Origin of the sequence: Lonepinella sp. MS14434 (genome assembly GCF_042468235.1) — a bacterium.
GTDB lineage: Bacteria > Pseudomonadota > Gammaproteobacteria > Enterobacterales > Pasteurellaceae > Lonepinella.
On record NZ_CP170386.1, the window covers coordinates 2,052,554 to 2,065,602 of the forward strand.

The 13,049-nt window shown below is 42.0% G+C and carries 11 protein-coding genes and 1 pseudogene; 10 read left to right on the forward strand and 2 right to left on the reverse strand.

Annotation, left to right across the window (positions count from 1 at the left end):
• Nucleotides 1–6: 6 nt before the first annotated feature.
• Entirely contained in the window at nucleotides 7–285 is a 279-nt protein-coding gene (gene ftsB / locus O1Q79_RS09930; protein ID WP_386692151.1) for a cell division protein FtsB, read from the reverse strand.
• 180 nt (nucleotides 286–465) lie between these two features.
• Between ftsB and O1Q79_RS09935 the strand changes: the two genes are divergently transcribed.
• The 5 genes and pseudogenes from O1Q79_RS09935 (at nucleotide 466) to O1Q79_RS09955 (ending at nucleotide 5,214) form a co-directional block, all read left to right on the forward strand.
• Nucleotides 466–978 (forward strand): hypothetical protein, encoded by a 513-nt coding sequence (locus O1Q79_RS09935; RefSeq protein WP_386692153.1) that lies wholly within the window; start codon nucleotides 466–468, stop codon nucleotides 976–978.
• Nucleotides 979–1,035: 57 nt separating this feature from the next.
• Nucleotides 1,036–2,154: pseudogene (fruB, locus tag O1Q79_RS09940) on the forward strand (fused PTS fructose transporter subunit IIA/HPr protein); the annotation flags it as partial.
• A 5-nt stretch (nucleotides 2,155–2,159) separates the two neighbouring features.
• Nucleotides 2,160–3,104 carry a 1-phosphofructokinase gene (gene fruK / locus O1Q79_RS09945; RefSeq protein WP_386693390.1) on the forward strand — a complete coding sequence of 315 codons (945 nt, stop codon included), beginning with the start codon at nucleotides 2,160–2,162 and terminating at the stop codon, nucleotides 3,102–3,104.
• 3 nt (nucleotides 3,105–3,107) lie between these two features.
• Nucleotides 3,108–4,772, forward strand: a complete 1,665-nt coding sequence (locus tag O1Q79_RS09950) for a fructose-specific PTS transporter subunit EIIC (RefSeq protein ID WP_386692155.1) — start codon at nucleotides 3,108–3,110, stop codon at nucleotides 4,770–4,772.
• Nucleotides 4,773–4,917: 145 nt separating this feature from the next.
• A complete protein-coding gene (locus tag O1Q79_RS09955) occupies nucleotides 4,918–5,214 on the forward strand; it encodes a YfcZ/YiiS family protein (protein WP_386692157.1) in 297 nt (98 codons plus the stop codon).
• 66 nt (nucleotides 5,215–5,280) lie between these two features.
• On the opposite strand, the gene O1Q79_RS09960 is transcribed toward O1Q79_RS09955, so the two are convergent.
• A complete protein-coding gene (locus O1Q79_RS09960; RefSeq protein ID WP_132302705.1) occupies nucleotides 5,281–5,535 on the reverse strand; it encodes a DinI-like family protein in 255 nt (84 codons plus the stop codon).
• 264 nt (nucleotides 5,536–5,799) lie between these two features.
• Here O1Q79_RS09960 and rpsL point away from each other — a divergent pair, with 264 nt between their 5' ends.
• From rpsL to gyrB, 5 genes are all read left to right on the forward strand, one after another.
• The gene (gene rpsL / locus O1Q79_RS09965) at nucleotides 5,800–6,174 is read left to right on the forward strand and encodes a 30S ribosomal protein S12 (RefSeq protein WP_013745731.1); all 375 of its coding nucleotides are present in this window, start codon (nucleotides 5,800–5,802) and stop codon (nucleotides 6,172–6,174) included.
• Nucleotides 6,175–6,309: 135 nt separating this feature from the next.
• Entirely contained in the window at nucleotides 6,310–6,780 is a 471-nt protein-coding gene (gene rpsG, locus O1Q79_RS09970) for a 30S ribosomal protein S7 (RefSeq protein WP_386688618.1), read from the forward strand.
• Nucleotides 6,781–6,891: 111 nt separating this feature from the next.
• Entirely contained in the window at nucleotides 6,892–8,994 is a 2,103-nt protein-coding gene (gene fusA / locus O1Q79_RS09975) for an elongation factor G (protein ID WP_386692159.1), read from the forward strand.
• Between the two features lie 69 nt (nucleotides 8,995–9,063).
• The gene (gene tuf, locus O1Q79_RS09980; protein WP_132299727.1) at nucleotides 9,064–10,248 is read left to right on the forward strand and encodes an elongation factor Tu; all 1,185 of its coding nucleotides are present in this window, start codon (nucleotides 9,064–9,066) and stop codon (nucleotides 10,246–10,248) included.
• Between the two features lie 238 nt (nucleotides 10,249–10,486).
• Nucleotides 10,487–12,937: a DNA topoisomerase (ATP-hydrolyzing) subunit B gene (gyrB, locus tag O1Q79_RS09985; protein ID WP_386692162.1), complete on the forward strand. Its 2,451-nt coding sequence runs from the start codon at nucleotides 10,487–10,489 to the stop codon at nucleotides 12,935–12,937.
• The last annotated feature ends 112 nt before the right edge of the window (nucleotides 12,938–13,049 follow it).

Consider the following 13,049-nt stretch of genomic DNA (forward strand, 5'->3'; position numbering starts at 1 on the left):
TAAACCTTATTTATTCTCTTTCACAATTCGATAAAAGGTTTCGTTGGGTTTCACCATTTCATATTGTAATCTTGCGCGTTCCTGAATTGCATTCACCCCATCTTTTAGATCTTTGATTTCCGCATAAATAAGCTGATTACGTTGCGAAAGTTTAGCATTTTCTTCTTTTTTCAGTGCAATTTCATCTGATGTTTGTTGATAATCAAGATAGCCATTTTTACCAAACCAAAAATCGTATTGAAATAACAGTAGTACCGCGCTAAGTAGGATAATTAATACTCGCATAATATTTAATTTAAAGGATAAATTTATTCTTATAGTTTAGGGGAAAAATAGGGATAAAACAAACATAAAAGTGGCTTTTTTAGGGAATGTGGTGGAGATCATGAATTTTGTTCTTTTTGCTGGTTATATTGCAAACAAGCGGTATAATATGACAAGATTAGATTCAGTTAAGGAGATGCTATGTTAAAAAAACTATCATTGATGTTGGTATTGGCGTGTTTGTCTGCTTGCTCATCAGTGACATCTTATATTCCATTTATGGGAAGTGAGAAAAACGTGATTAATTTGGATAAAGATCAAGTTGATCAGAAATCCTATGCGGTGGCTTATTCTGCTACAGTGCAAACTTATAAAGGTTCGGTGAACGAGGCTTATGATGTCGATTCGTTTACTAGTGGGGTGAATGATTGGTATCTCGGACGAATTTTAGTCTCTATCGATCAGATTAAAGCAAAATTGGCTTCAGGCATTGATAGTAATGTACATGCTTATTATAGTGGCGTGGTGTTTGCAGCAGATTTGCAAAGTAATTTTAGCCGTTTAAGTGCGGATTGTTGGACGAAAATTGATCGTCTGAGTATGACACAAGGGATTTATGATGCGATGCGTGATTTGCAAAAAGATCGTGCCAAATCAGAAAATGATGAATACTTAAGCAAAGGTAGTGAAGAATTGCTAAGTATTTGTAGATAAAGTGATAGGTTAGGCTCTTTAGGGTCTAACCTTTTTTTTCAGAAGGAAAATTGCCGAATGTTTAATTTACCCGAAAATGCTATTCATCTCGCTCAAACAGCGGAGAATAAACAACAAGTCATTGAGATGGCAGCCGATGCGTTGAACAAAGCTGGCTTGATTGAAGCTGGTTATGTGCAAGGAATGCTAGCTCGTGAACAGCAAACATCTACTTTCTTAGGAAATGGGATTGCGATTCCACACGGTACACTAGATACTCGTTCTTTAGTCAAAGAAACGGGTGTAGTAGTGTTTCAATTTCCACAAGGTATTGAGTGGAGCGAAGGGAATATTGCCTATATCGTCATTGCGATTGCTGCTCGCTCTGATGAACACTTATCCTTATTACGTCAATTAACGCAAATTTTGGGCGATGAAGACACCGCTGCAAGATTAGCGAAAGAATCTGATGTCCGCCAGTTCCGTGCGTTATTATTAGGTGAAAGCCAAAATTTAGCGGTTTCTGCTGAAACGATTGTGCTTGATGTGGAAAGCGATAATCTGTTGACGTTAACAGCCATTAATGCCGGTAAATTAGAAAGCCAAGGTGCGGTGGAAAAATCCTTTGTTTCTGATGTGATTAGCTCACCGGCGTTGCCGTTGGGGCAAGGTTTATGGTTGACAGATAGTGCGGTGGGTAATCTAAAAAATGGATTAGCATTGAGCCGAGCAAAAAATAATGCATTCGCTGTGGTCACTGTTTCTCGTAAAGATGATGGCGTAAATAATGTGTTAGCTCGCTTGCTTGAACCACAAGTACAACAATGTTTGTTGCAAGGTTCTGTCACGCAAATAGTCTCAGCATTAAACGGGGAAGCTATAGAGGTTAATACACCAGCATCATCAATGCAAACCACTAGTAAACAAGAAGTGGAAGGAATTTTCACGATTAAAAATGAACATGGCGTACATGCTCGCCCTGGAGCTGTGTTAGTCAATGAAGTGAAAAAATATAATGCGACTGTGCTAGTGCAAAACTTAGATCGCGGTGGTGCGTTAGTGAGTGCCAAAAGTGCGATGAAAATTGTGTCTTTAGGCGCAGTCAAAGGGCATCGTTTACGTTTTGTGGCGACTGGTGAACAGGCTCAACAAGCTATTGATGGCATAGGTGCTGCCATTGCTGCTGGACTAGGGGAGTAATGATGACAAAAAAAATAGCAACGATTACGCTCAATACGGCCTATGATTTAGTTGGGCGTTTGGCTCGTATTGAACTGGGTGAAGTCAACCAAGTGGAAACCCTCGGGCTATTCCCAGCTGGTAAGGGCATTAATGTCGCCAAAGTACTCAATGATTTAGGCGTGAAAGTCGCCGTAGGCGGTTTTTTAGGCGAAGATAATGTAGGCGATTTTGAGCATTTATTTGATGCCTTAGGTTTAGAAGATCGCTTCCAGCGTATTGCGGGTAAAACACGGATTAATGTAAAAATTACTGAAACCGAAGCGGATGTAACCGACCTGAATTTCTTAGGCTATCAAGTGCAACCGCAAGATTGGCAAACCTTTGTGATTTCATCATTAGATTATTGCCGACAGTTTGACATTGTGGCGGTATGTGGCAGTTTGCCACGTGGTGTGAGTCCGGAACAATTTTCTGATTGGCTAAGCAAGTTAGCTCAGGTAGGCGTGAAAGTTGTGTTGGATAGTTCTAATGAGGCTTTAACTGCCGGCTTAAAAGCGAATCCGTGGTTAGTCAAACCGAACCATCGTGAATTAGAAGCTTGGATCGGGCATTCGTTAAATTCTGTTGATGAAATTATTCAAGCCGCTCAAAAATTACAAACTCAAGGCATCACCAATGTAGTGATTTCCATGGGTTCAAAGGGGTCTGTTTGGTTAAGTGAGCAAGGTATTGTACGGGCGGAACCGCCACGTTGTGAAAATGTGGTGAGTACGGTGGGGGCAGGAGATTCCATGGTGGCAGGATTAATTTATGGTGCGGTGAACCAGCTTTCACAAGCTGATACTTTGGCATTTGCTAGTGCAGTATCTGCTTTCGCTGTATCGCAAAGTAACGTGGGCGTGAGTGATCCAACATTGCTCGATCCTATTTTGCAACAAGTTAAAATCACGGTTATTAAAGGATAAGTTATGCGTATTTTTATTACATTTTCTGACAACGTTGGTCAAGCGAAAGCGTTTTTAATTCGCCAACGTTTAACTCAAGTGGCTCAAGCAAAAGGCGTTGAGTTAGTGGAGCTTGCTGAGCAAGCTGATATGGCATTAGTGGTTGGCAAAACGTTACCAAATTTAACCGCACTTTCAGGTAAAAAAGTGGCGTTAGTGGATTTAGAAACCGCTTTTCAATCCTCAGAATCAGCCTTAGAACAGGCACAAAATAGTGCAGTGGATTATGTCGCACCAGTACAAACTGCGATGCAAAATGGAGCAATTTCTGGACGTAATATCGTGGCGGTTACTGCCTGTCCAACCGGCGTGGCACATACCTTTATGTCTGCCGAAGCCATTGAAGCCTATGGTAAAAAAATGGGGTGGAATGTGCGAGTGGAAACTCGAGGTCAAGTTGGGGCAGGCACGCCGATTACCGATGAAGAACTGGCGCAAGCCGATTTAGTGTTTGTGGCGGCGGATATTGATGTGAACTTGGATAAATTTCAAGGCAAGCCGATGTATCGGACTTCCACAGGGTTAGCCTTGAAGAAAACTGCACAGGAATTTGAAAAAGCCTTTGTGGAGGCCAAAGTATATCAACCTCAACTTGGTGATAAAACAGAAAGCGGTAAAGCGGAACGCAAGGGGGTGTATAAACACTTGATGACAGGTGTGTCGCATATGTTGCCGATTGTCGTCGCAGGTGGTTTATTGATTGCTATTGCTTTTGCCCTTGGTGGTATTTATGTAGGTAATGAAGAAAATGTAGGTACCTTTGGTCACGATATGATGACATTGGGTGGTGCGGCATTTGGCTTGATGATTGCCGTGTTCGCCGGTTATGTGGCATATTCCATTGCCGACCGTCCCGGATTGGCAGTCGGTTTAGTCGGTGGTTCGCTTGCTGCCAGTGCCGGTGCTGGGATTCTAGGTGGAATTATCGCTGGTTTCCTTGCTGGTTATGTGGTGAAAGGGTTAAATCAATTTATCAAATTACCGGCCAGCATGAGTGCGTTAAAACCGATTTTAATTTTGCCTTTATTTGGTACCGCTATTGTGGGTTGGTTGCTTATTCATTATTTAAATCCACCAGTGGCTTTTGCCATGAAATGGTTAGAAAGTTGGTTAGCCGGTTTAGGTTCAACTAATGCCATTTTATTTGGTGCTTTGCTCGGCGGTATGATGTGTATTGATATGGGTGGCCCAGTCAATAAAGCGGCTTATGTGTTTGGTACAGGCTTGATTACATCAGGCATTACGACACCAATGGCGGCCGTGATGGCAGCGGGTATGGTGCCACCAATCGGAATGGCAATTGCGACGTGGATTGCTCGCAGTAAATTTGACGACGCTCAACGCAACGCAGGTAATGCTGGTTTTGTGTTAGGACTTTGTTTTATTTCGGAAGGGGCATTGCCATTTGTGGCGGCTGACCCATTACGTGTGATTTTATCAAGCGTACTCGGTGGGGCGACAGCGGGGGCAATTTCAATGAGCTTAAATATCAGCTTACCTGCACCGCACGGTGGGGTATTTGTCGTGCCGTTGGTCTCACAACCATTGATGTATTTATGTGCAATTGCAGTCGGTTCATTAGTGACAGGTGTGTTGTATTCTGTGATTAAGCCGAAACTTGTGAAATAATGACCGCAGTTTGAAATAACATATTTTTAACAGAACCCTTGTATTTACAAGGGTTTTTTACTGTTACTGAGTGGAAAAGGTTGATCCTTAAGCCGTTTAGTATTAAAGTAAAGTCAATTTTTAATGATTCAATATAGGAATAACCATGAAATCAGATAAACCCATTGAATGTGTCGGTTGTAACACTTTTGACGTTGGTTCAATTATTGATAATAGTGAACGCTCAACGCAATTTGATAAAATCTATCCAACACAAGTCGAAGCAGAAAAAGCACTCGAAAAATTAGTGCAAAAAGCACGTGACACGGAAAGTGAAGATGAGCCTTGCCAAATTGAAAGCAATATTTCACCCGTGGATGGTGGATTCCAATTAACCGCCAATTTTGCTTTTAGTTGTCAAGCGGAAGTCGTGATCTTTCAATTAGGGACAAGAGCGATCTAATTTCCCTGTTGTGCTTGGCTAAAGTGCGGTGAAAAATAATAATATTTTCACCGCGGTTTGTTCTTTTTATATTTCTAAAATAGAGTCATCCATCCATAATTCTTCTAAATATTCGGTAAAACGTTCTTTTTCATCAGAATCTCTAAAGCCTGAAATATCCGCTCCCGCGGAACTGGAAAAACGGATACGTACATTTACATCTGCAAATTTTTCTGCGATACGTTTAGGTAAAACCTGTTGTAAACGTTCGATTAATGCCATTTGGTATTCAAGTTTTTTATTGTCTCGTTCTTTGACGAAACGAATGTCGAGCTGTTTCATAGTGTTTCCTTATATAGTTTATTTGTTTTTATATACAGCTATAATAACTGAAATAAATATCAGTGTAAATATTATCAGTCTAAGTTTTAGAAATAATTTTCTAAACGGGTTTTTCGTTGAATTTTATGGATGCGTCGGTTAATTCTTGACAGGGATCTTTTTCGGGATTAGAATTTACCGTCTATTTCCCAATGGGCAAACCTAAGGGGAATAGCATTTAACTAAACATATTCATTTTGAATTTAATTAAACTGGAGCTTATTAATGGCAACTATCAACCAGCTAGTACGCAAACCGCGTGTGAAAAAGGTTGTTAAAAGTAATGTACCAGCACTAGAAGCTTGTCCACAAAAACGTGGCGTTTGTACTCGTGTGTACACTACTACACCTAAAAAACCGAACTCAGCATTACGTAAAGTATGCCGTATTCGTTTAACTAATGGTTACGAAGTAACTTCTTATATCGGCGGTGAAGGTCATAACCTTCAAGAACACAGTGTTGTGTTAATCCGTGGTGGTCGTGTTAAAGATTTACCAGGTGTGCGTTATCACACTGTACGCGGTGCATTAGACTGCGCTGGCGTAAAAGATCGTAAACAAGGTCGTTCTAAATACGGCGTTAAGCGTCCTAAAGCTTAATGGTTCTCCGTTAAGTAAGGCCAAACGTCTAAATTAATTATTTAAACCATAAACTCCAGTCAAGATGCGAAAGCTGTAAACAGTCGCAAAAGATGAGTTTTGGGTATCCTGAAGAAAAACAACGGAGAAATTGCAATGCCACGTCGTCGTCGTATTGAACCGCGCAAAATTCTACCAGATCCGAAATTCGGTTCAGAATTACTTGCGAAATTTATTAATGTATTAATGGTAGATGGTAAAAAATCTATCGCAGAATCTATCGTTTATGATGCGTTAGAAACTTTAGCACAACGCACTGAAAAAGATGCGTTGGAAGCCTTTGAAGTCGCATTAGAAAACGTACGCCCAACCGTGGAAGTAAAATCACGCCGTGTGGGTGGTTCTACTTACCAAGTACCAGTAGAAGTTCGTCCAACTCGTCGTAACGCTTTAGGTATGCGTTGGATCGTTGAAGCAGCACGTAAACGTGGTGATAAATCCATGGCATTACGTTTAGCCAACGAACTTTCTGATGCGGCTGATAACAAAGGTTCAGCCGTGAAAAAACGTGAAGATGTTCATCGTATGGCTGAAGCAAACAAAGCGTTTGCTCACTATCGTTGGTAATCAAATCACGATTTTGATTCAAGGCTTTATCGGCAATTTACTCACGGGTAAATTCGATAGAGCCTTACCCATATAAAGAATTTAATAGAAAACCAAAACAAGGTAATAATAATGGCTCGTACAACCCCTATATCACTTTACCGTAATATCGGTATCAGTGCGCACATCGATGCGGGTAAAACAACTACTACTGAGCGTATTTTGTTCTATACTGGTGTAAGTCACAAAATCGGTGAAGTACACGATGGTGCCGCTACAATGGACTGGATGGAACAAGAACAAGAGCGTGGTATCACCATCACTTCTGCGGCAACTACCGCATTCTGGTCTGGTATGTCACAACAATATCCACAACACCGTATCAACGTAATCGACACTCCGGGACACGTTGACTTCACTATCGAAGTAGAACGTTCAATGCGTGTACTTGATGGTGCGGTAATGGTGTACTGTGCGGTAGGTGGTGTTCAACCACAATCTGAAACCGTATGGCGTCAAGCTAACAAATATAAAGTACCACGTATTGCGTTCGTCAACAAAATGGACCGTACTGGTGCAAACTTCCTACGCGTAGTTGAACAAATCAAAACTCGCTTAGGCGGTAATGCTGTTCCTTTACAACTTCCAATCGGTGCAGAAGATAACTTCACCGGTGTGGTTGACTTGTTAAAAATGAAGGCGATCAACTGGAATGAAGCTGACCAAGGTATGACATTTACCTATGAAGATATTCCTGCGGATATGGCGGATGCTTGTGAAGAATGGCATCAAAACCTTATCGAAGCCGCTGCAGAAGCTTCAGAAGAGTTAATGGAAAAATACTTAGGTGGTGAAGAATTAACTGAAGAAGAAATCAAAACCGGTTTACGTCAACGTGCTTTAGCTACTGAGATCATCTTAGTGACCTGTGGTTCTGCATTCAAAAACAAAGGTGTTCAAGCGATGCTTGATGCGGTGATTGATTACTTACCAGCACCAACCGATATCGAATCTATCAAAGGTATCAACCCAGATGAAACCGAAGGTGAGCGTCACGCAAGCGACGATGAACCGTTTGCAGCATTGGCATTCAAAATTGCGACTGACCCATTCGTGGGCAACTTAACCTTCTTCCGTGTTTACTCTGGTGTGGTTGAATCAGGTGCAACGATCTTAAACTCAGTGAAAGATAAACGTGAACGTTTTGGTCGTATCGTACAGATGCACGCGAACAAACGTGAAGAAATCAAAGAAGTACGTGCGGGCGATATCGCCGCAGCAATCGGCTTAAAAGAAGTAGGTACCGGTGATACCTTATGTGATATGAATAAACCAATTATTCTTGAACGTATGGAATTCCCAGAGCCAGTAATCTCTGTAGCGGTTGAACCAAAAACTAAAGCTGACCAAGAAAAAATGGGTCTTGCATTAGGTCGTTTAGCACAAGAAGACCCATCATTCCGTGTTCACACTGATGAAGAGTCTGGCGAAACTATCATTTCAGGTATGGGTGAGTTACACTTAGATATCATCGTTGACCGTATGCGTCGTGAGTTTAAAGTAGAAGCGAACATTGGTAAACCACAAGTATCTTATCGTGAAACCATCCGTACTCGTGTTAACGATGTGGAAGGTAAACACGCAAAACAATCTGGTGGTCGTGGTCAATATGGTCATGTTGTGATCGATATGTACCCATTAGATCCAGAAGGTCCAGGTTACGAATTCGTGAATGAAATCAAAGGTGGTGTAATCCCTGGTGAATACATTCCTGCGGTTGACAAAGGTATCCAAGAACAACTTAAATCAGGTCCATTAGCGGGTTACCCAGTAGTGGATTTAGGTGTTCGTTTACACTTCGGTTCATACCATGATGTTGACTCCTCTGAGTTAGCGTTTAAATTGGCTGCATCATTAGCATTTAAATCTGCATTTAACCGTGCAAACCCAGTGTTACTTGAGCCAATCATGAAAGTTGAAGTGGAAACTCCACCAGACTACGTGGGTGATGTAATCGGTGACTTAAGCCGTCGTCGTGCCATGGTGAACGGTCAAGAAGCCAACGAATTTGTGGTTAAAATCAATGCAGAAGTGCCATTATCCGAAATGTTCGGTTATGCCACTGACTTGCGTTCACAAACCCAAGGTCGTGCATCTTACTCAATGGAACCGTTAAAATATGCTGAAGCACCAAAAAATGTCGCAGAAGCAGTAATCGAATCTCGTCGTAAATAAAACTTTATTTAACAAAAACTCCCTAAAATTGCACCGCAGTTTTAGGGACTAACAAAAGGAAACTGAAAAGTGTCTAAAGAAAAATTTGAACGTACAAAACCGCACGTTAACGTGGGTACAATCGGCCACGTTGACCATGGTAAAACAACTTTAACAGCAGCCATCACAACCGTATTAGCAAAACACTACGGTGGTGCAGCACGTGCATTTGACCAAATCGACAATGCACCAGAAGAAAAAGCACGTGGTATCACCATCAACACCTCACACGTTGAATACGATACCCCAACTCGTCACTACGCACACGTTGACTGTCCGGGACACGCCGACTATGTAAAAAACATGATTACCGGTGCGGCACAAATGGACGGAGCTATCTTAGTCGTAGCAGCAACAGATGGTCCAATGCCACAAACTCGTGAACATATCTTATTGGGTCGCCAAGTAGGTGTACCATACATCATCGTATTCTTAAACAAATGCGATATGGTAGATGACGAAGAGTTATTAGAATTAGTGGAAATGGAAGTACGTGAATTACTTTCACAATACGATTTCCCAGGTGATGATACGCCAATCGTACGTGGTTCTGCCTTAAAAGCCTTAGAAGGCGAAGCAGAATGGGAAGAAAAAATCCTAGAATTAGCAAACCACTTAGATACTTACATTCCAGAACCTGAGCGTGCGATTGACCAACCGTTCTTATTACCAATCGAAGACGTATTCTCAATCTCTGGTCGTGGTACAGTAGTAACAGGTCGTGTAGAACGTGGAATTATCCGTACAGGTGATGAAGTAGAAATCGTAGGTATCAAAGATACAGCAAAAACAACCGTAACAGGTGTAGAAATGTTCCGTAAATTACTTGACGAAGGTCGTGCAGGTGAAAACATCGGTGCATTATTACGTGGTACAAAACGTGAAGAAATCGAACGTGGTCAAGTATTAGCGAAACCAGGTTCAATCACGCCACACACAGATTTCGAATCAGAAGTTTACGTATTATCAAAAGAAGAAGGTGGACGTCATACTCCATTCTTCAAAGGCTACCGTCCACAGTTCTACTTCCGTACAACTGACGTAACAGGTACTATCGAGTTACCTGAAGGCGTAGAAATGGTAATGCCAGGCGACAACATCAAAATGACTGTGAGCCTAATCCACCCAATCGCAATGGACCAAGGTTTACGCTTTGCGATTCGTGAAGGCGGACGTACAGTAGGTGCTGGCGTGGTAGCAAAAATTGTTAAATAATTAACGATTTAACGAATATATTTTAGGGGCGTATTGAATACGCCCTTTTTTTTGTCCCCCGTACTGGCGTACAGGGTTAAGCAGATAACGATGCTCTGCATCTTGTGTCGCCTAGCTATTCCTAACCTCGTACGCGCGTAACGGGGTCTATTATCCCCCTGCGTGACATACAGGGCAGGTGTTTTTTCTGTGAGAATATGCTATAATTTTCCCAATTTTTTATTCATTGAGAAACCTTATGACAGATAATATCCAACCAGAATCACAACAAGGCGAATACGGTGCCAGTAGCATTAAAGTATTAAAAGGCTTAGATGCCGTGCGGAAACGTCCGGGGATGTATATTGGCGATACAGATGACGGTACAGGGTTGCATCATATGGTGTTTGAAGTAGTGGATAATGCCATTGATGAGGCGTTAGCAGGGCATTGTAAAGATATTATTGTCACCATTCACGAAGATAATTCTGTTTCCGTGCAGGATGATGGACGTGGGATTCCTGTGGATATTCACCCTGAAGAAGGGGTGTCGGCGGCAGAAGTAATTATGACGGTGTTACACGCTGGTGGTAAATTTGATGATAATTCCTATAAAGTGTCGGGTGGTTTACATGGCGTTGGTGTGTCGGTGGTGAATGCCCTTTCTGATAAGTTATTGCTCACCATTCGCCGTCAAGGTCACGTTTATGAACAAACCTATCATTTAGGTGAACCTCAAGCCCCACTGGCGCAAATTGGCGATACCAGCAAAACAGGTACCACCGTACGTTTTTGGCCGAGTTCAACTATTTTTAGTAAAACCGTATTTGAATATGAGATTTTGAAAAAACGCTTGCGTGAATTGTCATTCTTAAATTCGGGCGTGTCGATTAAATTGTTTGATGAACGGGATGGTACGCAGGATCATTTTCATTATGATGGTGGCATTCAGGCTTTTGTGGAATATTTAAACCAAAATAAAACTCCGATTCATCCGAAACCGTTTTATTTCAGCATGGAAAAAGACGGTATTGGGGTGGAAATATCGTTACAATGGAATGACAGTTACAACGAAAATATTTACTGCTTTACCAACAATATTCCACAACGAGACGGTGGTACCCATTTAGCCGGTTTCCGTGGTGCATTGACTCGCACCTTAAATAGCTATATGGAAAAATCGGGCTTAAATAAAAAAGGCAAAAGCGAAAAAGATAAAGTGGAAACCTCCGGTGATGACGCACGTGAGGGGTTAGTAGCGATTGTATCGGTGAAAGTGCCAGATCCGAAGTTTTCTTCCCAAACCAAAGATAAATTGGTGTCGTCCGAAGTGAAAGGGGCGGTGGAATCCGCAATGAATGAGCGTTTGCAGGAATATTTAGAAGAAAACCCGAATGATGCGAAAATTATTGCCACCAAAATTGTGGATGCGGCTCGTGCCAGAGAAGCCGCTCGTAAAGCCCGTGAAATGACGAGACGTAAAGGCGTGTTGGATATTGCAGGTCTTCCAGGCAAACTGGCGGATTGTCAAGAACGTGATCCTGCGTTGTCTGAACTTTACCTTGTGGAGGGGGACTCCGCTGGCGGTTCGGCGAAACAAGGGCGTAACCGTAAAAATCAAGCGATTTTGCCGTTAAAAGGGAAAATTCTCAATGTAGAAAAAGCTCGCTTTGATAAAATGCTGTCTTCGCAAGAAGTGGGTACGCTTATTACCGCACTCGGCTGTGGCATTGGACGTGATGAATATAACCCTGACAAAATGCGTTACCACAAAGTGATTATTATGACCGATGCGGATGTGGACGGTTCGCATATTCGTACCTTGTTGTTGACTTTCTTCTATCGTCAAATGCCTGAAATTATTGAACGTGGTTTTGTTTATATTGCCCAACCGCCACTGTACAAAGTAAAAAAAGGCAAACAAGAACAATATATTAAAGATGAACCTGCAATGATTGAATATGAGTTGGCGATTGCGTTGGATGATGCGGCGTTATATGTCAACCCGAATGCTCCTGCTATGGCAGGCTTGCCATTGGAGCAGTTGGTGACGGAATATAACAATGTGAGCCAAATGATCACACGTTTACACCGCCGTTATCCAGAAGCCTTGTTGAAAGAATTGGTGTACTATCCAACCTTGACGAACGAGTTGATGAAAGATCAAAGTGCGGTGGAAAATTGGGCAAATTTATTGGTGGCGAGCTTAAAAGAGAAAGACTCGCACGGTAATCATTATTCCTATCAAGTCGCCTATAATCAAGAACGTCAGCTCAATGAAGTGCTATTGACGGTGCGTACACACGGCATTGACACCCATTACAGTCTTGACTATGCCTTTGCCAATGGCAATGAATATGCTCGCATTGTGAAATTAGGCAAACAATTAAACGGCTTATTAGAAGACGGTGCCTATATTACTCGTGGTGAACGCCGTTTAGATGTAAGCAGTTTTGAGCAAGCAATGGACTGGTTAGTGAAAGAATCTCGCCGTGGCTTGACCGTACAACGTTATAAAGGGTTAGGTGAAATGAACCCTGAGCAACTGTGGGAAACCACAATGGATCCTGAAGCACGCCACATGTTGCAAGTAACCATTAAAGATGCGGTGGAAGCGGATCAGTTGTTTACTACGTTGATGGGGGATGAAGTGGAACCGAGACGGGACTTTATTGAGAGTAATGCGTTAAGGGCGAATTTGGATATTTAATCCCGAGTACTCACATACTCGATTAGGATTGTAACGCAACGCCGTTACTCTAAGACACAGCGTGTCGTAATATGTTTAACCCTGTACGAGAGTGCAGGGTTTCTTAAAAGGA